Origin of the sequence: Paracoccus lutimaris (genome assembly GCF_003337565.1) — a bacterium.
Lineage (GTDB): Bacteria > Pseudomonadota > Alphaproteobacteria > Rhodobacterales > Rhodobacteraceae > Paracoccus > Paracoccus lutimaris.
Window position 1 is genome coordinate 257,147 of sequence record NZ_QPJL01000003.1, and the last position, 19,935, is coordinate 277,081.

A 19,935-nucleotide genomic window follows, 5' to 3' on the forward strand; every position below is an offset into this window, starting at 1 on the left:
ACCGCTGGCGTTGGGGGCACAGCGGTCGCATGACTGGACAATCCGCTGCTCAGGGCAGCGGATAATAGCGGTTGGCAAAGTTGCGCGTGGTCCGGGTCATGCCATCCTGTTAGGCCCGCCCCGCCATGCGGTCAAGCCTTGGCCCCGCCCGTGCGGGGAATTTCCCCGGCCCCGGCGCCGTGCTAGGCTGTCTCTCATGCCGATTCCGCAATCTGCCGCCCAGATCACCGCCCTGACCGCGCTGGAACTCAGCCGCGCCATCCACGACCGCAAGCTGAGCTGCACCGAGGTCATGGCCGCCTTTCTCGACCGGATCGAGGCGCTGAACCCCGCCGTCAACGCCATCGTCTCGCTGCGCCCGCGCGCGGTGTTGATGATCGAGGCCGCAACCGCCGATGCCGAGCTGGCGGCGGGCCGCTCGCGCGGCTGGCTGCACGGCATTCCGCAGGCCCCCAAGGACCTGACCGCGACCGCGGGCATCGCCACCACCTTCGGTTATCGCGGGCTGCATGACAGCCAGCCCCATGCCGATTCCATTCTGGTCGAGCGGCTGCGCGGCGCCGGCGCTATCCTGATCGGCAAGACCAACACGCCCGAATTCGGCCTTGGCTCGCATACCTATAATTCGCTTTTCGGCACCACGCTGAACGCCTGGGACCAAGGCCGCAGCGCCGGCGGCAGCTCGGGCGGCGCTGCGGTGGCGCTGGCCTTGGACATGCTGCCCTTGGCCGATGGCAGCGACATGATGGGCTCGCTGCGCAATCCGGCGGGCTGGAACAATGTCTATGGCCTGCGCCCCTCGGCCGGGCTGGTGCCGCTGGGCCCCGCGCCCGAGATCTTCTTCAGCCAGCTCAGCACCGAAGGGCCGATGGCCCGCAATGTCGCCGACCTCGCCATGCTGCTTTCGACGCTGGCCGGTCACGATCCTCGCGCGCCGCAATCCCTGCCCGGTGACGGCACGGAATTCGCCCGCCCCCTTGGCCAGAACGTCGCCGGGCTGCGCATCGGCTGGCTGGGCGATCTGGACGGCTACCTGCCCACCGAACCCGGCGTCCTTGAGACCTGCGAAACCGCGCTTGGGGTGTTGACCGCGCTAGGCTGTCATGTCGAGCCGGCGCGCATCCCCTTTCGGGTCGAGCGGCTCTGGCGCATATGGGTCACGCTGCGCAGCTTTCTGGTCGCCGGCAGCCTTGGCGCGCTTTACGACAACCCCAAGGACCGCGACCTGCTGAAACCCGAGGCGATCTGGGAAATCGAGACCGGCCGCGCCCTGACCGGCACCCAGATCCACGCCGCCTCAAGCACGCGCTCAAGCTGGTATCAGGCGCTGCTGGGAATGTTTCAGCGCTACGACTACCTCGTGCTGCCGACGGCGCAGACCTTCCCCTTTGACGCCGATCTGCACTGGCCCGACAGCATCGCCGGCCGCGCGATGGACACATATCACCGCTGGATGGAGGTGGTCATCGGCCCCAGCCTTGCCGGGGTGCCGGTGCTGGCGGTGCCCGCGGGCTTTGGCCCCGAGGGCCTGCCCATGGGCCTGCAGATCATCGCCCGCCCCCGCACCGACCGCGCCTTGCTGGAACTGGGCCATGCCTATGACCTTGCCCAAGGCTTCACCGCCCGCAAAAGCCCGCTGCTTTCCTAGCCCGAGGCCGTCCACAACCGAAACCGCCGCCCGCCGGTGATCTCGCGCGCAAGGCCCATGTCGCGCAGCCGCGCCAAAAGCCGCTCGGCGGTGTCGCGGCTGATGCCGGTCTGGGTCTCCAGCATGGCGGCGCTCAACAGCGGATGCGCGGCCAGCTCGGCAATGACGCGGGCGGGATTGTCGCCCTTGATCCGCGCCGTCGCCTGCAAGGCACGCGCGCGCCAGCCGCCGATCCGCGCCAGTTCCTGCCGCGCCTCGCCGACGCCCTGGGTCACCGCCGCCAGATGCCGCCGCATCCGATCCGGGGCCGTGCCGCCATCGATCCAGACCCCGCGCCCATGCCGGCCCAAGGGCACAAAGCGCAGCGCCTCGCAGCCCGAGGCCATGTCGCGCGCGGTCCATGCGGCGGATTCGCTCAGCGCCTCGGGGGCCGAGATACCGCAAAGCCGCCACAGGCTGCGCATCGCCGGCGCCCGCGCCAGCGGCAGGATACCGGCCAGCGTCGCGGCCAGACCGCGGAACTCGGCCTCGGCGGCGTCGAAATCCTCGCCCGTGGGGCGCGCGGCCAAAGGCTCGGCCAGCCCGCCGATCTCGGTCCGGTAAAGGCCCAGAAAGCCGCGCAGGTCGCCCTGGTCCCCCTGCCCTTCCAGCCGCCGTAAGCCCCAGCGCGCGATCCGCATCGCCTCAAGATCGGCGCCCGCGCGCGCCTCCATCAGGTCGCGCCCGATCTCCTCGCGCCGCAAGGGCCGGCCCTGCGCCCAAAGCATCGCCTCGGTCTCGATCAGCGCCAGGCGCCGGGTGGCACCCGCCCGCGCCGCCTCGTCCAGCCCGGCCATGACCTCATCGAGCCGCCCCAGCGCCTGCGCGGCCATGGCCAGTTCCGGCGCAAGCGCCGCCTGCGCCGCGCGCCAGTCGGCGGCATCGAAAAGCGGCGGGAATGCGGGCGGGGCCGCTTCCTCCGGCATCAGATCCGCGTCCAGCGCATCAAGATCAGGATTCTTCATACCCGCAGAATAGCGCCAATTTGCGGATTACTGAAGACCCCACAGAATCCAGCCCGAGTCCGGCCCTGCGCCCTAGTCCGGGGCGATGATCTGCAGCTTGGGAAAGTAGGTCGCATAGCGCCCCCGGTCGCGGCTCAAGAGCCGGTATCCCCGGATCGCGGCATGGGCGCCGATATAGAAATCCGGCAAGGGCGAGCGCCTTTCACCCCCCCGCCGCCGATAGGCCAGATAGGCCTTGCCCGCCAGAAACGCGGCGGGCCATGGCAAGGGTTCGCGGTGAAAGACATCCTCGGGCAGCAGCGCCTCCAGCGTCTCGACGCGGGCATGGGCGACCGACAGTTCGGCATAGATCAGCGGGTTGATGACCAGCCGCGCGCCCTGCCCCGCCCGCATCAAGGCCTCGGCGGACCAGTCGCCCCAGACCGGGTCGTTGGTCGCGACGTCGATCAGCACATTGGCATCGACCAGAACCGGGGTCATTCGCGGGTCAGCGCCATGATCTCGTCGGTGGAAAGCCCGGTATCGGCGCTGCCGCGCAGCCCGGCAATGGCCGCGCCAAGGCGCTGGTCGCGCTCGGCCACGCCGCCGCCCGCCGCGACGACCCGCACGACGCCATCATCGCCGATCAGGAATTCGACCTCGGTCCCCGGCTGGAAGCCCGCGAAATCGCGTACGTCCTGCGGGATGGTGACCTGGCCCTTGGTGGTGATGCGCATGGCGATTCCTTTCAGTAATACCTACGGTAATACCGGTGCACAAACTGGTCAAGCCCGACCTTCCCTGCGGGGAAGATCAGGCCCGATCTCAGTCCAGACTTTCCAGCATTGTCCGCACGGCGGCCTCCAGCCGGCGGCGATCGATGGCGGTGAAATCGCGCGGCAGGCGGATCTCCAGCCGGCCATTGGCGGCGGTGCATTTGGCGCTGCCCTGCGGCTGCTGGATCTGGAACGTGGTGCGCGCCTTGGCGGCGGGCTGCGCTGGCACGGTCCCCCGCGCGGCGGGCGGCACAGCGTCGGCATCGCCGCCCTGCCCCGCATAGCGGCGCAGGATGTCCAGCTCATCCTTGACGGCGCGCGTGTCCCAATCCTTCAGCTCGGCACGGATTGCCGCCGCCGTGCCCGGCACCTCATCCAGCCGCTGCACCAGTGCCAGACCCAGCGCGCGCGGGATCTCATTCAGATAGATCAGCGACTCGCCCAGGGCCTCGACCAGCGGGATGAAGTTGCGGATATAGCTGCGCTTCTGATAGCCGGCCGACTTGAACAGGATCGCCACCGCCTTTTCCGGGTCGTGCTCCTCGGTCAGCGGGTCCATGGCGTAATGCAGCGCAAGCTGCGCCATCTCGGCGAACGAGATGTCCTTGCGCACCATGTTTTCATCGACCATGCGCCGGTAAAGCCGATCCAGCTCATCCCCGCGCGCGGCGATCCCGGCCGGGATCCGGCCCCAGCTTTCCGCGTCTCCGGTTTCCTCCAGCAGCTGGCGATAGGCCGAGAGCCGGCGCCAACCCTGGATCAGCTCATAGCGGCCCTCACCGGCCGGCTCGACCCGGATCGGGTTCGACAAGCCGATCTCGCGGATCGAGGCGACCAGCTCGGCCAGTTCGAAATCCGGCCCGGGCTTGCGATCACGGATCAGCTTGCGGGTGTCGATGGCGTCCAGCGGGATCAGGTCGGTGATCAGCCCGGCGCGCTTCAGCCGCACATGTTCCTGCGCAAGCGCGTCGTTTTCGGCCCGGATCTCGGCCTCAAGCCGGGCGCGGTCGCGGCTGGATTCTGCCGTCTCGGCAATGGCCGTGGCCATCGGGCCGCGCCGGGTTTCGGCCTCATCCTTCCCCGCAGGGAAGATTTCCGGGACCTCGGGCGCGACCTCATCCGGCATCTCGATTTCGAACATGCGGCGCTTGCGGCTCATGCCTCATCCTCCAGCTTGTCCCACGCGGCGATGACATGGGATCGGAATTCCTCATAGGCCTGATCGAATGTTGCGCGCGCCCGTCGCCAGGTCCCGCGCGTCATCTCGCGATAGTCGATCTCATAGATCGAGGACAGGAACCGGCCCGATTGCTCGACCGCGCGAGTCAGCTCGATCGGGTGCTCGGCCATGCGCTCGCCGAAGACCTGCTTGAAGGCGCCCATCATCGCCTGATGCAGCTCGTTCGAGGGCTCATAACGGGTCATCAGAAAGCGGATATCGGCGAAGGCCTTGGGTAGGCGGATCTTCCCCGTGGGGAAGTTTTCAAAGCCATGCGACAGGTCCTCCAGCGCCTCGGAGAGCTGGCCGATGAAGCTGGTGGTCGAATCGTATTCCCAATAGCCGGGACCCGACGGGATATAGAGCATGTCGGCGGCAAAGACCGCGTTCATCGACTGGTAACCGATGGCCGGCGGGCAATCGAACAGGATCAGGTCATAGGCATCGTCGGCAAGACTGTCGAGAAAGCGCGACACCGCCCCGAAAAAGGTCCATTCCGGGTTCAGGTGCCGGTACTGGGCGCTGGCGAATTCGACAAAGGCGGCATTGGCGCAGCTCGGCACGATGTCGATGGTGGGCCAGGCGGTCGGCTTGATGAAATCGCCGGGCCGCAGCGTCGACAGACCCATGTCGCGGATCGAGGCCGGCAGCTTGCGCTGGGGCAGGGCGGTCCCACTTTCGGCGCCCTTGGCGGCGGCGTTCATGCGGTCGGTCTCGCGCTCAAGGTCGCGGGCCATGATGCCCCAGACGGTGTGATCCTCGCCGACATCGGTCAGGCCCATGGAATGGCTCAGCGTCGCCTGCGGGTCGAAATCGACGACCAGCACCCGATAGCCGTCCAGCGCCGCGGCATGGGCGAAATGCAAGGCCACCGTGGACTTGCCGGCACCGCCCTTGAAATTGGCGATGGCAGCGCGAAAGGCGCGCTTGCCCTCGGGGCGGGGGGGCATCAGCGTCTTGCGGTTGATGCGCACGCGGCGGCGCAGTTCGTTCACCTCTTCAAGGCTGAACCAGCGCTGGCGGCCGTCCTCCTCGACTTCCCCGAGGGGAAGGTTCGGCTCGGCCGCAAGCTTGCCGCGAAAGGTGGACTGGTTGATGCGGAAGATCAGCTCGGCCACCTCCCAGCTGGAAAAGCGCCGCAGGGTCTTTTCATTGGCGGGGCTGAAGGTCTGCCGCCGGATCCAGCCCTGCATCTTCAAGGACTGCGCCTGCAGCCGCGCGAGGTCTTCATGAGTATACATGTCTTGCCTGTATCAGTTAGGACGCTGATTATTGTCTGATCCGCTTTTACGCCGGATTTGCGTTCTTGGCAAAAGGCGTTTTCACTTGTTCATGGAAAAGCGTGAAAAGGCTGGATATTCCGGGAAAAGCTGCGAATCGCCCAAGGCAGATGCAGCGCTGCTCGGCCCCGGACCCGGCGCGGAAAAGGGGGACGCCCTGACGCGACCAAGGGTCCGAATGGGGGACAAAACCGGGCGATAGGGTGACGTTCTGAATGTCCCCCTATACCATTGATACCGATTTTTCTTTTGATTTTGAGAGGTTCCCGGGGCAAGCCGGTAAAACTCTTGACAGAATCGGAAATCAGGACGCAAATACGGATCAGATGGCGAAAAGCGTTGTGAGACGCGGAAAACAGGGCGGCGAAAGATCGCTCCGGCCATTCCGGCGACCCGTCGCAGAACGGGCTCCGGCGAGCAGGTAATCGGGAACCCGAAGCTTTCGGGGCAGGAGCAGTGATGCAGGTGATCCGGGCCGTCGGTCGTGAGGCCGCGGCAAAGAAATATGACCTCCTTTCGGCGATGATGGCCCATGGGCTGGCCGCCGACAAGCACCGCCAGCGGCTTGTCCTGCGGCTGATGGCGCTGATCACCAGCCGCTATAACTGGCAGCGCGACGAGCTGACCGTGGGCCAGCGCGAGATTGCCCGGCTGTGGTGCGTCGACGAACGCACCGTCAAGCGCGAAATGGCCAAGCTGCGGGTGCTGGGCTGGATCGAGATCAAGCAGCAGGGCGCGCGGGGCCGCGTCTCGGTTCTGGGGCTGAACCTGGAACGCATCCTGCTGGATACGCGGCCGGAATGGGCCAATATCGGCCCGGATTTCGTCGAAAGGGTAGGGGGGGCGTCGCAGCGTGTCGAGGCCGCGCCCGAACCCAGCAATGTGGTGCCATTGCGCCGGGGTGCCGGGGTGGCGCCGGCCGAGGGGCTTTGGGGTGCGGCGCAGACACGGCTTGCCGCCGAGGACCGGGCGCTGTTTGACGCATGGTTCGCGGGGCTGGCCGATGGCGGGATTGCGGGCGATTGCCTGACGCTGGTCGCACCGACGCGCTTTCACGCCAATTACATCCAGACCCACCTGATCGAGCGGCTGCGCATGGCGGTCGCGCGTTCGGATGCGGGCGTCCGGCAGGTGCGGCTGAGCACACCCTGAGGGGCTAGCGCAGCATCAGCCTCAGGATCCGGTCCGCCATCCGACCAAAGGGCGCGCGCAAGAGGTTCGCGCCGCTCCAGCGGCCCTGGGTGAAGATGCCCTTGGCATGGCTCATGGCACGGAAGCCCTCGATACCGTGATAGGCGCCCATGCCACTGGGACCGACGCCGCCAAAGGGCAGATCGTCCTGGGCGTAATGCATCAATGTGCTGTTGATGCCGACATTGCCCGAGGTGGTGCGGGCCAGCACCTTGGCGCGGGCCGCGTCATCGGGGCCGAAATAGTAAAGCGCCAGCGGCCGGGGACGGGCATTCACATAGGCGATGACCTGATCGATGTCGCGATAGGTCAGCACGGGCAGAATCGGGCCAAAGATTTCCTGCGTCATCACCGCCATGTCGTCGCCCGGGTCCAGAACCAGAAGTGGAGCCAGAGTATGGGGACGGGTCGAAGCCGCCAAGGGGGGCGCGGCCCACGGGGGTGACGCGGGCGCCCTTGGCGCGGGCATCCTCGGCCAGAGCGGTCAGCCGTGCGTGATGGCGGGGGTTGATGATCGAGGAATAATCAGCGCTGGCCGGGCCTTGCGGATATAGCGCCGTGACCGCGCGGTCATAGGCGGCGGCGAAGGCGTCGCGGTCATCCTCGTGCAGCAGCACGTAATCGGGGGCGATGCAGGTCTGGCCGGCATTGGTCAGCTTGCCAAAGGCGATGCTGGCCGCCGTGCGGTCATCGACATGGCCCGGCGCGATGATGGTCGGGGATTTGCCGCCCAGCTCCAGCGTGACCGGGACCAGATTGTCGCTGGCGGCGCGCATCACGGCGCGGCCGACCTGGGTGCTGCCGGTGAACAGCAGATGGTCAAAGGGCAGGGCGGTGAAAGCGGCGCCTGTCGCCGCGTCGCCCTGGATCACCGCCACCTGTTCGGGCGGAAAGATCTGTGCCAGCAGCTCGGCCAGCAGGGCGCTGGTCTGCGGGGTGAATTCCGAGGGCTTGATCATCGCCCGGTTGCCGGCGGCAAGCGCGGTCGCCAGCGGCATCAGGGCCAGCGCCAGCGGATAGTTCCACGGCGCGACAATGCCGATGACACCCAGCGGCTGGTATTCGATCCGGGCGCTGCCGGGCCAGAAGGTCGCCGCGACATGGCGCCGCGTCGCCTGCATAAAGCGGGGCAGGCGGCGGTGCAGATAGTCGATGCCCTGCACCGGGGAGAGGATCTCGGCCATGGCGGTTTCATGCCGCGAACGATGGCCGAAATCGGCGCTGATGGCGGCCTCGATCCGGGGGCGGGCGGCGATGATAGCCTTGCGCAGCTTTTTCAGGTCGGCGCGGCGCTGGTCCAGAGAGGGCGCGCCGTCACGCAGGAATGCCGCGCGCTGGCGGTCAAGGATAAGGGCGGGATCGGTCTGGGGCAGGGGGGCATTCATGGCGTGGCACCTATGTTTCCACTGTCAACTTCTGCATCTTGACTTAGGTGGAAAAGTAAGCGATGTCAACATATGTTTCCACTGTCCACATGAGCGCCCATGACCAGCCCGGACGACCGCCCCTATCACCATGGCGATTTGCGCCGGGTGATCATCGATACCGCGATAGCCATGCTGGACGAGCCGGCCGGCCCGCAATTCACCCTGCGCGAGGTCGCCCGCCGCGCCGGGGTCAGCCATGCCGCGCCCTACAAGCATTTCCCCGACAAGGCGGCGCTGCTGACCGAGATCGCGCTGATCGGCTTTGAGCGCCTGCGCGAGGCGCTGGCGGCGGGCAGCGCGGGCGCGCCGCCGGGTGCGGTCCCGGCGCTGGTCGGGATGGCGCGGGCCTATCTGGAATTCGGGGCAAGCAACCCGGCGCTGTACCGGCTGATGTTCGGGGCTGGGATGGATCGCAGCCTGCACCTGTCCGGCCGCGCCATGGGGGCGTTCGACGAGGTGATCGGGCTCTTGGAACGCGGTCAGGCCGAGGGCGTGATCCGGCCGCGTCCGGTGCGCGGTCAGGCGGCGGCCTGCTGGGCGCAGATGCATGGGCTGACGCTTCTGGCGCTGGACGGGCTGCTGCTGCCCGAAAAGGTCGGCGACGGCGCGGTGGATGCGGCGCTGTCGGTGCTGCTGGAGGGGCTGGCGGTCGATCCGGCGCGATGGGTACAGGGGCACGGCTAGGCCGGAAGGCGGTTCCGGCCCAGCCCGCCCCTGCGGGGTCAGCCGTGATCGGCCAGCAACGCCTCGGCCGCGAGACGCCCCAATGCGTTCGAGGCCAGCGGGCTGTCCCCGGTCAGCAGCTTGCGGTCGCGATGGACCTGGCCGGTGATGCCGGTATTCAGGACCTTGATCCCCAGCTTTTCCAGCGACTCGGCCAGAAGCCAGCGCAGATGGCCGGGAATGTAGCCGATATCGACATTCGCGCCCTCGTCCAGCGCATCGGGGAAGACGCAGATCGAATAGCCCTTGTAGGGATAGTCGGCCGGATCCTCATCCACCGCCAGCGCCAAAAGGCCGGCCGGGCCGTGGCAAAGCGTGATCACATAGCGGTCGTTATCAATCGCCCAGTTCAGCGCCTGTTTCAGGTCCGGCGCGAAGGGCAGCCCGTTCAGCGCGCCATGCCCGCCCGGCACCAGCACGCCGACGTAATCGTCCAAGGCTCCGGCCAGCACATCGGCCAGTTTCTTCGGCTGTTTGAACTTGGGCAGGTAGCGGGCATAGAAGGCCTTGACCGCCTCGTCCTGCGAGGGCATCGCCCACATCTCGAACTTGACCGGGTTGCCCGAAAGCGTCGTCACCTCGATCTCGAAGCCGGCCGCATCCAGATGCATCATCGGCAGCATCGTCTCGACCGGGTGGTTGCCGCTGGAGAACATGGTGCCGTTCTTCATCAGCACATAGCGTTCGTCGGTGGCGACCATCAGGATCTTCTTGCCGCCCCGGTGCGGGGCCGGATAGTCGGCGCCGTCGAAATCGGTCCTGGGCGGAATGTATTGCGACAGCGAATAGGGCGAGGGGAACCAGGCGTTCTGTTCGGCCGGGTCGGCGACGGGACTTCTGCTGAGTTCGTCAGATTTGCTCATTTTTCCTGCGCTTTCTGGACATGAATCACGGGAGGGAAATCAGCTTAGGCGCGCCGGCGCGGCAGGGCAACGGGGCGCGGGCCGTCGGGCGTCAGAACATCTCGTTCTTGCGCATCTGGCTGAGATAGCGCTTCATCCGCACCAGCCGCTGGCTTTCCACCCGGTCCAGCCGCCGCGCCACCAGCGTCGAGATGATGTCCACCGCCACCAGCGCCGCGATGCGCGAGGTGGTGGGGGTGAACAGGTCGGTGTTTTCCAGCGTTTCGACATTGATCAGCACGTCGGAATAGTTCGCCAGCGCAGTCTGGTTCGAGCCGGAGATCGCGATGACCTTGGCGCCCTGTTCGCGCGCCAGCCGTGCCAGCTCGACGATGGACAGCGTCTCGCCGGTATTCGAGATGGCGACCGCCACGTCGCCCGGCTGCATCATCGAGGCGGCCATGAGCTGCTGATGGCTGTCCATGGTCGCATTGCAGGGCAGGCCCAGCAGCGGGAATTTCTGCTGGAAGTCCTGCGCCACGATCGCCGAGGCGCCGAAGCCGAAGATCTGCAGGCTGCGCGCCGACAGGATCAGCGCCACCGCCTCATTCACCTGCGCCATGTCCAGCTTGTGCCGCGCCCAGTCCAGCGAGGTCATCGTATAGTCGAAGATCTTGGCGGCGACCTCGTCGGGGGTGTCGTCATTGGCGATGGCCGATTGCGTCGCCGGCGTTCCCAGAACCAGGCTTTGCGCCAGCCGGATCTTGAAATCCTGAAAGCCGTCGCAGCCGATGGCGGTGCAGAAGCGGATCACCGTCGGCTGGCTGACCTCGGCGATCTCGGCGGTTTCGGCAACGGTGGCGTTCAGGATGCGCTGCGGATCGGCCAGCACGATATCGGCCACCTTGCGGTCCGATTTGCGCAACTCGGGGCGCATCATGCGAATCGCCTCGAGAATGTTGCGCGGCGCGAGCGTTTCAGCCTGGCTGTTCATGGGATCTGCCCGGTTGCCTGTGACGCGAGACCATACGACATATCGGCGCGCGCCGCCAAGGCATGCGGCGCCCGCGAGGCCCGCGCCATGGCCTCGATGCGGGGGCGGGGTGCGGTGTTGAAGTCGAACAGGTCGAAATGATGCGCGATCATCGCCGGGATCGCGGCGGCGCGGGCCAGATCCAGCGCCTCGGCCATGTCCAGATTGCCGGGCACGCCATTGCCGGCGCGGGTGGCATCGCGGCCATTGACCGGCAGCAGCGCCAGATCGGCCCGCAGGGCGCGGACCTCGTCGATCTGCCCGGCAAAGGGGATGGTGTCGCCCGAATGGAACACCCGCGCGCCGCCCATCGTCAGCATCAGCCCCAGAAAGCGGTGATGGCCGGCCTCGTCGCGCGCCAGATCCTCATGCGCGGCGCGGGTGGCGGTGACGGTGATGCCGCCGCAATCCAGAACCTCGCCGGCATCGATGCCCCGCAGACGCTGCCGGGCAATGCCCGAGCGCTCAAGCGCGGTTGCCAGCGCGGCGCGGGGCGCGATCAGCGCGGCACCCGCATTGGCCGCCAGCAGCGCCGGCAGGGTGCCGGGGTCGAGATGGTCGGTATGGGCATGGGTGGCCAGCACCAGATCGACATGGCGGATGGCCCCCGGCGCGACCGGCGCCGGCATCATGCGCAGATGCGCAAACCGCGTGCCGCGATATTTCTGCGCCAGCGAATCCGACAGATAGGGATCGATGACGGCCCGCCGCCCGCCGCCCTCGATAACGAAACCGGCCTGTCCCAGCCAGAACAGCCGCAGCGCCCCGCCCGGAGGCTGCGCGAGGATCTGCGCCAGCGGCGCGGGCAACGGCGTTTCGGTCAGGCGCATTGCCGCGCCACCCCGACGGCCGGGGGCAGGGCGGGCGCAGGCGGCGCGGTCACGATGCCCGCCATCGCCTAGCCCCTGGCCGCCGCGCGGGCGATCCCGGTCAGCCGGTCGATGGTTGCCGCATCGGTGCCGATGGGGATGTGGAACACCTCGGCGATGACCTGGGTCCAGCCATGGATGAAATAGGTCCAGCCGTCGACGATGGTCAGGCCGCGCGCATCCTGCTGGGCGCGGGCCTGATCCAGAAACACCAGATCGCCGCGATAGTTCAGGTCCCAGACCACGGCGCCCTGCGGAAACACCGCCGCATCCGTCAGCGGCGAGCCGGGCGCATCCTTGCCCAGCCCGGTCGCGTTGATCACCAGCGAGCCCGGCTTCAGCCCCGGCAGCACGGCGTCATTGTCGGCGGGCGCGGGGGCCAGGACATAGTCCAGCGCCACATCGGTCGGGATCTGGCCGTGGATGTGGCGGATTTCGTCCAGCCGCGGCCGCGAGCGGTTCGAGACCACGATCCGCGCGGGCACGTCACGGCCGCGCGCCTTGCGCATCAGATGCCAGGTCAGCGCGATGGTCGAGCCGCCGGCGCCGATCGCGAAGACCTCGGCGCCGCTGCCGGCGAAATAGCCCTCGCCCAGAAAGCCGTCGATGGCGAGACCGGAGGAGATCGGGTCCTTGGCATGGCAGACCAGCTGGCCCGCATGCTTCGAGATGCACGAGGTTTCCTTCATCAGCGCCGCAAACGGGTCGATCACGTCGAACATGTCGCGGCAGGCGTTGAAGAGGTCGATCTTGTGGGTGGTGACCAGCGCCCCCAGCGACAGCGGGTCGTCGCGGATGAAGGCCACCGCCTCGCGATAGGCTTCGGGCTCGGCATGAAGGGGGAAATCCATGCCCTTGATCTGCGCATCGCCCAGGCCCAGTTCCCGCGCCCAGGCGGGAAACACCTTCATGATCGAACTTTTGGCGGTGGTGACGCCGATGAAATACAGCGTCGGCCGGTCGGCGGGGCGATATTGCGTCATGCCGCCACCCCGGCGTTTTCAAGGATCGCGCGGACATCCTCGGGGCTGCGGTTGCGCCATGCGGTGTTGTCCTCGGCCACCCAGCCGCCCTTACCGTCATCCATGATGCGCACGCGCATGCCGCCCGACCGCGCGATGATGCTGTAATCCTGCCCGGAATCGGCGGGGTAGGAAAAGAACATCACCAGATCCTCGTCGCCGATATTGACCGAGCGGTGGATCCAGAACGGCGGCACATAGCAGACCTGCTGCGGCCCCATCTCGACCAGCCGCACCTCGCCATCGGGGCTTTCCATCTGCATGATGCCGCGCCCCGACAGGGTCTGGTAGATCTCGGGCCGGTCGCCATTGGCATGGATATGGCCGCGGGTCAGGAAATATTCGCGCCCGACCTTGCCCGGCGCCATCCGGGTCACGCCCAGGATCATGTCCGAGGTCTTGCCGCCGGGCGTATAGGAGGTCACCTCATAGGCGATGTCATCGGCCCTGTCGGCCAGGATCGATTCGAAGGCCGCCCGGTCGGCGTAAAGCCCGTCGAGGTCGCGGTAGCTCTTGCGGTAATGCCCGTCACCATTTTCCAGCATGCCGGTCGTGACCGAGATGGTGCAAAGCCGGGGTTCGGTGAAGTTCATGTCGTTCTCCCATCAAAAATGGTAGTAGCAATACCAATATCGTCAAAATTTACGACCTGATCCGCCGTATTTCAACGATTTTGTTGTGGTTCACTACCAAATGTCGTGAATAATCGTTGACGCATGGAAATGGTCCTCCTAGCATCGGTCTTGATCAGTCACTTGCGGCGGCGCCGGTTTTGCGCCGCACGGCCGGCTCGATCCAGGGGAGGAGTATATGAAAGCGATAACGATGGTTGGCGCGCTGCTGGGCGCCACGATGATGACGACTGCCGCCATGGCCGAGGTCAAGGCCGCGGGCGAATGCTCGATCGGGGTGGCGATGTACACGCTGGGCGCGCCCTATTTCGCCGCGCAGGAGGTTGCGGCGCGGGCCGCGGCCGAGGCGGCGGGCTGTTCGGTCCGCACCGCGGATGGCCAGAACGACATGGTCAAGCAGATCGGCGATATCGAGGACATGGTCGCCGCCGGAGTCAACGTGCTGATCGTGAACCCGCGCGACGCGCTGGGTCTGGTGCCGGCGGTCGATGCCGCCACCGCGCAGGGCGTGCATGTCGTGGCCATGGATTCGATGCTGGATCCTTCGGCCAATTTCATCACCAACGTCTCTGCCTCGAATGGCGAGAACGGCAAGCTGGTGGGCGAATGGCTGGCCAAGAAGACCGCCGGCGAGCCGCTGAAGATCGCGCTGCTGTCGGGCACGCAGGGCAATGTCGTCGGTCAGGCGCGCCGCATGGGCGTGCTGAGCGGGCTGATGGATGCCGAGCTGACCAATTACGGCCATGCCAATATCGAGATCGTTGGTCAGGGCTGGGGCAACTGGTCGACCGAGGGTGGTCTGGCGGCAATGGAGGACCTGCTGACCGCGCATCCCGATATCAATGTCGTTCTGGGCGAGAACGACTCGATGGTGATCGGCGCGCGCGAGGCGCTGAAGGCCGCTAACCGGCTGGACGGCGTGTTGCTGGTCGCCGCGGCGGACGGCCAGAAGGAAGCCTATGAGATGATCAAGAGCGGCGAATACGGCGCCACCGGCCTGAACGATCCCGCCGCGCTGGCCCGTCTGGCAGTCGAGATCGGCGTCAAGGCGCTGAACGGCGAAGAGCAGAACCTGACCAAGTTCACCTTTACCGAGCCGGCCGTGGTCACCCAGGAAAACGTCGATCAATATTACAAGCCCGACTCGATGTTCTGATACGGTCATGAAAGGCCGGGCCGTCCGCGGGCGCGGGCGGCCCGTTGCCAGCCGGCGACAGGGGGGAAAGCCAGTGGCGGCGCTGATTGAACTTCAGGGCATCACCAAGTCCTTTGCGGGCATCCATGCCCTGACCGAGGTCGATTTCGACCTGCATGCCGGCGAGGTGCATGCGCTGGTGGGCGAGAACGGTGCCGGGAAATCGACCCTGATGCGGGTGCTGGGCGGCGAGATGCGCCCCGATTCCGGCCGCAACCTGATCGAGGGGCAGGAGGTCCGGCTGACCGGTCCCACCGACGCCATCGGGCGCGGCATTTCGGTGATTCACCAGGAAATGGCGCTGGCCCCCGACCTGTCGGTGGCCGAAAACATCTTTCTGGGCGCGCTGCCCCAGGGCATCAACTGGCGCCGGCTGCGGGAACGGGCGCGGGCGCTGATCGGGCGGCTGGGCTTCGAGATCGCTCCGGGCGATCAGGTCTCGGATCTGTCGGTGGCCCATCAGCAGGTGGTCGAGATCGCCAAGGCGCTGTCGCGCGACGCCCGGGTGATCGTCTTTGACGAGCCGACGGCGGTGCTCTCGACCGGCGATGCCCGCCGGCTTTTGCAGATCATCAAGGATTTGCGCGCCTCGGGCGTCGGCATCGTCTATATCTCGCACCGGCTGGACGAGATCTACGAGATCGCCGACCGCATCACGGTGATGAAGGATGGCCGCCGGGTCGACACCGTCACCCCGGAATCGACCCCGGTCGACGAACTGATCCGGAAGATGGTCGGCCGGCCGCTGTCGCAGCTGTTCGGCGAAAAGCCGGACACGCAGCCCGGCGACGAGGTGCTGCGGGTCCGCAACCTGCACCTGCCCAATGGCATCCATGATGTCAGCTTCGCGATTCGCCGCGGCGAGGTCGTGGGTCTGGGCGGGCTTGTCGGCTCGGGCCGGACCGAGGTGGCGCGGGCGATCTTCGGCGCCGATCCGGTTTCGGGCGGCGAGATGGAGCTGAACGGCCAACCCTACCGGCCGCGCTCGCCCCGGCAGGCGGTGCGGCAGGGCGTCGGGCTGGTGCCCGAGGACCGCAAGGGGCAGGGGGTCGTTCTGGACATGGAGATCCGCAAGAACGCCACCATGGCCAATTCGGCGCCGGTGACCACCGCCGGTTTCTTCCGCCCGGCCGCCGAACGCGGGCTGGTCGAGGGGCTGATCCGCTCGCTGCGCATCAAGCTGGGTTCGATGAACGATCCGGTCTCGAGCCTGTCGGGCGGCAACCAGCAAAAGGTCGTGCTGGCAAAGTGGTTCAACGCCGATCCCGACCTGATCATCCTTGATGAGCCGACGCGCGGCGTCGATGTCGGCGCCAAGACCGAGATCTATACGCTGGTCCACCGCCTTGCCGCCGAGGGCAAGGCCGTGATCGTCATCTCGTCCGAACATGCCGAGCTGTTCGGCCTGTGCGACCGCGTGCTGGTGATGGGCGAGGGCGAGCTGCGCGGCGAATTGCTGCCGGCCGAGTTTACCGAAGAGAAACTGCTGACGCTGTCGATGACCCGCCGTCAGCCCGCACAGGCGGAGACCATGGCATGACCGAGAACGCCGCAAGCTTCAACGAGGCCGGAACCCGCCGCCGCTTCGGTTTCGGCCGCGCCTTCCGCCAATACGGCACCTTCGTCATCTTCGTCCTGCTGATCCTTGTGGCGCAGGCGCAGTCCGACGCCTTCCTGACCGAGCGCAACATGATGAACGTGCTGCGCCAGATGTCGGGCATCGGCGTCATGGCCATCGGCATGCTGTTCGTCATCCTGACGCGCGGGATCGACCTGTCGGTCGGCTCGATCGCGGCGCTGGGTTCGGTCGCGACCGCCATTCTGGTCAAGGAATATCCGCTGCCCCTGGCGCTGGTCCTGGTGGTCGGCATGGGCGCGGCCTGCGGGCTGATCTCGGGCATCTTCATCGCCTTCTTCCGGCTGCCGGCCTTTGTCATCACGCTGGCGATGATGACCGCGGCGCGGGGATTCGCGCTGATCCTGTCGAATGGCCAGCCGATCACGCTGGGCGCGCCGGGCAAGGCGCTGCAGGGCTTTGGCACCTCGTTCACGCTGGGGGTGCCCAATCCGGCGCTGCTGATGATCGCGCTGTTCGCTCTGGCCTTCGTGGTGCTGAATTACAGCCGCTTCGGCCGGCTGGTGAAGGCCATCGGCTCGAACGAGGAGGCGGTGCGGCTGTCGGGGATCTCGGTGCCGTGGTACGTGCTGTCGGTCTATGTCATTTCCGGCGCATTGTCGGCGGTGGCGGGGGTTCTGGTCACGTCGCGCTCGGGCGTGGGTTCGGCCTCGGTCGGGGACGGGAACGAGCTGGACGTGATCGCTGCCGTGGTCATCGGCGGCGCCAGCCTGATGGGCGGCGTCGGCGGCGTCATCAACACCTTCATCGGCGTGCTGATCCTGGGCGTCATCGGCAATATCATGAACCTTGCCGGGGTGCCGGGCTATCACCAGCAGGTCTATCTGGGCGTCATCATCGTCGCTGCCGTGCTGATCCAGAACGGCTCGACCCTGCTCAGGCGCTAGCGCGATGGGGGTGACGGTCGCGATCGATATCGGCACCGGCTCGACCCGGGCCGCGCTGATGGGGGCGGATGGCCGCGTGCTGTTCGTCGCCGCGCGCGAATACCGGCAGATCACCCCGGCCTTCGGCTGGTCCGAGCAGCGCCCCGCCGACTGGTGGGCCGCCGCCTGCGCCACCCTGCACGAGGTCGCCGGCCACGCCCGCGACCATGGCCACGAGATCGCGGCCCTTTGCGCCTGCGGCCAGATGCATGGCACGGTGCTGGTCGACGCCGATGGCAACCCGACGCGCGAGGCGGTGCCGCTGTGGAACGACAAGCGCACCCTGCCGCAGGTCCAGGCTTTCGAGGCGGTCGAGGACATTGCCGCATGGCTGCCCGTCACCGCCAACCCGCCGACCCCGGCCTGGCCCGCCTTCAAGCTGCAATGGCTGCGCGACAACGACCCGGCGGCCTGGGCGCGCACGGCCAGCGTGATGATGCCCAAGGATTACGTCAATCTGCGCCTGACCGGCGAACGGGCGATGGACTGGACCGACGCCGCCTGCTCGTTTCTGATCGACGCGCAAACCGGGCAATGGTCGGAACGGGTCTTTCAGCGGCTGGGGCTGGACCCGGCGATAATGACGCCGATCCGGCGGCCCTCGGAGATTCTGGGCCATGTGACCCGCGCCGCGGCCGCCGAAACCGGCCTGCCCGCGGGTCTGCCGGTGCTGGTCGGTGGCGCCGATTACCCGGTGGCGCTGCTGGGCTCGGGCGTGTGCCGTCCGGGGCTGGCCTCCGAGGTGGCGGGGACGTCCTCGATTCTGACGCTGGTTTCGGAAAGGCCGGTGCTGGACCCCGAGATCAGCAACGTTGGCACCACCGAGGGCAATTGGGGCGCCTTCGTCCTGCTTGAGGCTGGCGGCGACAGCGCCCGCTGGGCCCGGCGCGCCTTTCACGACGATGCGCTTGGTTATGGCGACATCCTGCAGGCGGCCGAGGGCGCGGCGGCGGGGTCGCAATCGCTGTTCTTCCTGCCCTTCCTGGTCGGCGAAAGGCTGGGCGCGCATCGCAATTCGCGCGCGCAGTTCTTTGGCCTGACCGCCCGCCACGGCCTGCCGCAGATGCACCGCGCCGTGCTTGAGGGCGTGGGCTTCGCGGTCAACCGCCATCTGCGCATCATGGAGCGCGCCACCGGCACGCGGCCCGAGGTGCTGATCGCCTCGGGCGGGGGCGCGCGGGCGGATCTGTGGCTGCGCATCAAGGCCAGCATCTATGGCCGCCCGATCCTGATACCGGCCGAGCCGGAATGCGGGCTGGTCGGCTGCGCCATCCTGTCGGCGGTGGCGACGGGCGCGGCGTCGGATCTGGCCGGGGCGGCGGCGCGGCTGGTGCGACACGAGCGCGAGGTCCTGCCCGATCCGCGCTGGCAGGAGCTCTATTCGCGCATGCAGCCGGTGTTCGACCGGCTCTATCATGCGGCGCAGGAATTTTACGACGATCTGGATGATCTGGACGCCGCCGGCGCCTGACCGCCCGGATCGTGCCGGCGGCGGATGGGGCGGCAGGGGAAGGACGCGGCATGATGCGCAGCGCCGCGACGACCGGGAACAAGCCGCGCAAGCGGACCTGAGGAGGAGGCAAGATGAAGGACATGGATATGGGCAGCGTGGTGGACACGTTCCGCAAGGACCTGTTCGCGGGCCGGCATGTAATCATTTCGGGCGCGACCAGCGGCATCGGGCTGGACATCGCGCGCGGCTTTGCCGCGCTGGGGGCCGAGGTGACCGCGACCGGCTCGTCGGCGGTCAAGATCGCCGCGCTGAGCGGCGAGGCCGCAAACATCCGCTTTGAGCTGCTGGATGTGCGCGACCGCGAGGGCGTGCGCGAATTCTGCGCCCGGCAAAGCCGCTGCGACGTGCTGGTGAACGGCGCCGGCATCGCCCGCGGCGGCGAGGAATGGGACGAGGACATCTTTCTGGACACGATGGACGTGAACCTGAACAGCCAGTTCCGTCTGGCCATCGGCCTGCACGCGCGGCTGGCCGAGGCGCGGGGCGCGATCGTCAACATCGCCTCGATGCTCAGCTTCATGGCCGATCCGGGCGTGCCGGCCTATACCGCCTCGAAGACCGGGATTCTGGGCCTGACCCGGGCGCTGGCGCATAAATGGGGCCGCGAGGGGATCCGCGTGAATGCCATCGCGCCCGGCTATCACCAGACCGACATGACCCGGCCGATCTGGTCGGTGCCTTACGGCAACAAGGCCGTAGCCGACCGCACGGCGCTGGGGCGCTGGGGCACGACCGTGGATCTGGTCGGGCCCTGCCTGTTCCTGGCCTCGCCGGCCTCGGCCTATGTCACCGGCATGTGCCTTGAGGTCGATGGCGGCTTTGTCAGCGGCAATCCGCTGGAAGCCTGATTTTTCCGTATAGTTGTCAGATTCCATTGGTTTTTGACTCACAGCGCGAGGTATTGCTATGCGCGCCGGGCAGGACCTGTTGATTGCCACTGAGATTTGACCCGGCATTGTCACCGAGAACTGACCCACCCAGTGGTTATGTTCTGCGTGTTATGATGGCGTCAATGCTAGT

General features: G+C 67.1%; 19 protein-coding genes and 1 pseudogene. 8 read left to right on the plus strand and 12 right to left on the minus strand.

The window, feature by feature from the left end; genetic code table 11:
• Positions 1-196: 196 nt before the first annotated feature.
• On the plus strand, positions 197-1,648 hold the full coding sequence (locus tag DFP89_RS05005; protein ID WP_114348285.1) for an amidase: 1,452 nt from the start codon (positions 197-199) through the stop codon (positions 1,646-1,648).
• On the opposite strand, the gene DFP89_RS05010 is transcribed toward DFP89_RS05005, so the two are convergent.
• From DFP89_RS05010 to DFP89_RS05030, 5 genes are all read right to left on the minus strand, one after another.
• A complete protein-coding gene (locus DFP89_RS05010; RefSeq protein ID WP_245948600.1) occupies positions 1,645-2,652 on the minus strand; it encodes a MarR family transcriptional regulator in 1,008 nt (335 codons plus the stop codon). The two genes, DFP89_RS05005 and DFP89_RS05010, sit on opposite strands and share 4 nt — an antisense overlap.
• 72 nt (positions 2,653-2,724) lie before the next feature.
• Positions 2,725-3,132, minus strand: a complete 408-nt coding sequence (locus DFP89_RS05015) for a type II toxin-antitoxin system VapC family toxin (protein ID WP_114348286.1) — start codon at positions 3,130-3,132, stop codon at positions 2,725-2,727.
• Positions 3,129-3,368 carry an AbrB/MazE/SpoVT family DNA-binding domain-containing protein gene (locus DFP89_RS05020; protein WP_114348287.1) on the minus strand — a complete coding sequence of 80 codons (240 nt, stop codon included), beginning with the start codon at positions 3,366-3,368 and terminating at the stop codon, positions 3,129-3,131. Before DFP89_RS05020 ends, DFP89_RS05015 begins: the two co-directional genes overlap by 4 nt.
• An 88-nt stretch (positions 3,369-3,456) precedes the next feature.
• On the minus strand, positions 3,457-4,566 hold the full coding sequence (locus DFP89_RS05025) for a ParB/RepB/Spo0J family partition protein (RefSeq protein WP_114348288.1): 1,110 nt from the start codon (positions 4,564-4,566) through the stop codon (positions 3,457-3,459).
• On the minus strand, positions 4,563-5,867 hold the full coding sequence (locus DFP89_RS05030) for an AAA family ATPase (RefSeq protein WP_114348289.1): 1,305 nt from the start codon (positions 5,865-5,867) through the stop codon (positions 4,563-4,565). Before DFP89_RS05030 ends, DFP89_RS05025 begins: the two co-directional genes overlap by 4 nt.
• A gap of 498 nt (positions 5,868-6,365) precedes the next feature.
• On the opposite strand from DFP89_RS05030, the gene DFP89_RS05035 reads away from it, so the two are divergent.
• The gene (locus DFP89_RS05035) at positions 6,366-7,058 is read left to right on the plus strand and encodes a DnaA N-terminal domain-containing protein (protein WP_114348290.1); all 693 of its coding nucleotides are present in this window, start codon (positions 6,366-6,368) and stop codon (positions 7,056-7,058) included.
• Between the two features lie 4 nt (positions 7,059-7,062).
• Here the strand turns inward: DFP89_RS05035 and DFP89_RS20995 are convergent, their stop codons facing one another.
• On the minus strand, positions 7,063-7,566 hold the full coding sequence (locus DFP89_RS20995; protein WP_342770934.1) for an aldehyde dehydrogenase family protein: 504 nt from the start codon (positions 7,564-7,566) through the stop codon (positions 7,063-7,065).
• Between the two features lie 22 nt (positions 7,567-7,588).
• Positions 7,589-8,482 (minus strand): annotated as a pseudogene (locus DFP89_RS21000) (aldehyde dehydrogenase family protein); the annotation flags it as partial.
• Positions 8,483-8,581: 99 nt separating this feature from the next.
• Here DFP89_RS21000 and DFP89_RS05045 point away from each other — a divergent pair.
• Positions 8,582-9,208 carry a TetR/AcrR family transcriptional regulator gene (locus DFP89_RS05045; protein ID WP_114348291.1) on the plus strand — a complete coding sequence of 209 codons (627 nt, stop codon included), beginning with the start codon at positions 8,582-8,584 and terminating at the stop codon, positions 9,206-9,208.
• 38 nt (positions 9,209-9,246) lie between these two features.
• Here DFP89_RS05045 and hchA read toward each other — a convergent pair whose 3' ends face one another.
• The 5 genes from hchA to DFP89_RS05070 all read right to left on the minus strand — a co-directional run bounded on the left by hchA (position 9,247) and on the right by DFP89_RS05070 (position 13,606).
• Positions 9,247-10,110, minus strand: a complete 864-nt coding sequence (gene hchA, locus DFP89_RS05050; RefSeq protein WP_114348292.1) for a glyoxalase III HchA — start codon at positions 10,108-10,110, stop codon at positions 9,247-9,249.
• A gap of 91 nt (positions 10,111-10,201) precedes the next feature.
• The gene (locus DFP89_RS05055; RefSeq protein WP_114348293.1) at positions 10,202-11,083 is read right to left on the minus strand and encodes a MurR/RpiR family transcriptional regulator; all 882 of its coding nucleotides are present in this window, start codon (positions 11,081-11,083) and stop codon (positions 10,202-10,204) included.
• Positions 11,080-11,952: an MBL fold metallo-hydrolase gene (locus tag DFP89_RS05060; protein WP_114348294.1), complete on the minus strand. Its 873-nt coding sequence runs from the start codon at positions 11,950-11,952 to the stop codon at positions 11,080-11,082. The genes DFP89_RS05055 and DFP89_RS05060 overlap by 4 nt, the downstream gene beginning before the upstream one ends.
• 68 nt (positions 11,953-12,020) lie before the next feature.
• Positions 12,021-12,974, minus strand: a complete 954-nt coding sequence (locus DFP89_RS05065) for a shikimate dehydrogenase family protein (protein ID WP_114348295.1) — start codon at positions 12,972-12,974, stop codon at positions 12,021-12,023.
• Entirely contained in the window at positions 12,971-13,606 is a 636-nt protein-coding gene (locus DFP89_RS05070; RefSeq protein WP_114348296.1) for a glucose-6-phosphate isomerase, read from the minus strand. The genes DFP89_RS05065 and DFP89_RS05070 overlap by 4 nt, the downstream gene beginning before the upstream one ends.
• Before the next feature lie 217 nt (positions 13,607-13,823).
• Here DFP89_RS05070 and DFP89_RS05075 point away from each other — a divergent pair, with 217 nt between their 5' ends.
• The 5 genes from DFP89_RS05075 to DFP89_RS05095 all read left to right on the plus strand — a co-directional run bounded on the left by DFP89_RS05075 (position 13,824) and on the right by DFP89_RS05095 (position 19,763).
• A complete protein-coding gene (locus DFP89_RS05075; protein WP_114348297.1) occupies positions 13,824-14,801 on the plus strand; it encodes a substrate-binding domain-containing protein in 978 nt (325 codons plus the stop codon).
• 73 nt (positions 14,802-14,874) lie between these two features.
• Positions 14,875-16,380 (plus strand): sugar ABC transporter ATP-binding protein, encoded by a 1,506-nt coding sequence (locus DFP89_RS05080; protein WP_181870251.1) that lies wholly within the window; start codon positions 14,875-14,877, stop codon positions 16,378-16,380.
• Positions 16,377-17,363, plus strand: a complete 987-nt coding sequence (locus DFP89_RS05085) for an ABC transporter permease (RefSeq protein WP_114348299.1) — start codon at positions 16,377-16,379, stop codon at positions 17,361-17,363. The genes DFP89_RS05080 and DFP89_RS05085 overlap by 4 nt, the downstream gene beginning before the upstream one ends.
• Before the next feature lie 4 nt (positions 17,364-17,367).
• Positions 17,368-18,873 (plus strand): xylulokinase, encoded by a 1,506-nt coding sequence (locus DFP89_RS05090; protein ID WP_114348300.1) that lies wholly within the window; start codon positions 17,368-17,370, stop codon positions 18,871-18,873.
• Between the two features lie 113 nt (positions 18,874-18,986).
• Positions 18,987-19,763, plus strand: a complete 777-nt coding sequence (locus DFP89_RS05095) for an SDR family NAD(P)-dependent oxidoreductase (RefSeq protein WP_245948601.1) — start codon at positions 18,987-18,989, stop codon at positions 19,761-19,763.
• The last annotated feature ends 172 nt before the right edge of the window (positions 19,764-19,935 follow it).

Excerpts from the sequence above, each read along its gene's own strand:
- DFP89_RS05005 (WP_114348285.1), top strand. The coding sequence starts at position 197 with ATGCCGATTCCGCAATCTGCCGCCCAGATCACCGCCCTGACCGCGCTG.
- DFP89_RS05010 (WP_245948600.1), bottom strand. The coding sequence starts at position 2,652 with ATGAAGAATCCTGATCTTGATGCGCTGGACGCGGATCTGATGCCGGAG.
- DFP89_RS05015 (WP_114348286.1), bottom strand. The coding sequence starts at position 3,132 with ATGACCCCGGTTCTGGTCGATGCCAATGTGCTGATCGACGTCGCGACC.
- DFP89_RS05020 (WP_114348287.1), bottom strand. The coding sequence starts at position 3,368 with ATGCGCATCACCACCAAGGGCCAGGTCACCATCCCGCAGGACGTACGC.
- DFP89_RS05025 (WP_114348288.1), bottom strand. The coding sequence starts at position 4,566 with ATGAGCCGCAAGCGCCGCATGTTCGAAATCGAGATGCCGGATGAGGTC.
- DFP89_RS05030 (WP_114348289.1), bottom strand. The coding sequence starts at position 5,867 with ATGTATACTCATGAAGACCTCGCGCGGCTGCAGGCGCAGTCCTTGAAG.
- DFP89_RS05035 (WP_114348290.1), top strand. The coding sequence starts at position 6,366 with ATGCAGGTGATCCGGGCCGTCGGTCGTGAGGCCGCGGCAAAGAAATAT.
- DFP89_RS20995 (WP_342770934.1), bottom strand. The coding sequence starts at position 7,566 with ATGCCCGCGCCAAGGGCGCCCGCGTCACCCCCGTGGGCCGCGCCCCCC.
- DFP89_RS05045 (WP_114348291.1), top strand. The coding sequence starts at position 8,582 with ATGACCAGCCCGGACGACCGCCCCTATCACCATGGCGATTTGCGCCGG.
- hchA (WP_114348292.1), bottom strand. The coding sequence starts at position 10,110 with ATGAGCAAATCTGACGAACTCAGCAGAAGTCCCGTCGCCGACCCGGCC.
- DFP89_RS05055 (WP_114348293.1), bottom strand. The coding sequence starts at position 11,083 with ATGAACAGCCAGGCTGAAACGCTCGCGCCGCGCAACATTCTCGAGGCG.
- DFP89_RS05060 (WP_114348294.1), bottom strand. The coding sequence starts at position 11,952 with ATGCGCCTGACCGAAACGCCGTTGCCCGCGCCGCTGGCGCAGATCCTC.
- DFP89_RS05065 (WP_114348295.1), bottom strand. The coding sequence starts at position 12,974 with ATGACGCAATATCGCCCCGCCGACCGGCCGACGCTGTATTTCATCGGC.
- DFP89_RS05070 (WP_114348296.1), bottom strand. The coding sequence starts at position 13,606 with ATGAACTTCACCGAACCCCGGCTTTGCACCATCTCGGTCACGACCGGC.
- DFP89_RS05075 (WP_114348297.1), top strand. The coding sequence starts at position 13,824 with ATGAAAGCGATAACGATGGTTGGCGCGCTGCTGGGCGCCACGATGATG.
- DFP89_RS05085 (WP_114348299.1), top strand. The coding sequence starts at position 16,377 with ATGACCGAGAACGCCGCAAGCTTCAACGAGGCCGGAACCCGCCGCCGC.
- DFP89_RS05090 (WP_114348300.1), top strand. The coding sequence starts at position 17,368 with ATGGGGGTGACGGTCGCGATCGATATCGGCACCGGCTCGACCCGGGCC.
- DFP89_RS05095 (WP_245948601.1), top strand. The coding sequence starts at position 18,987 with ATGAAGGACATGGATATGGGCAGCGTGGTGGACACGTTCCGCAAGGAC.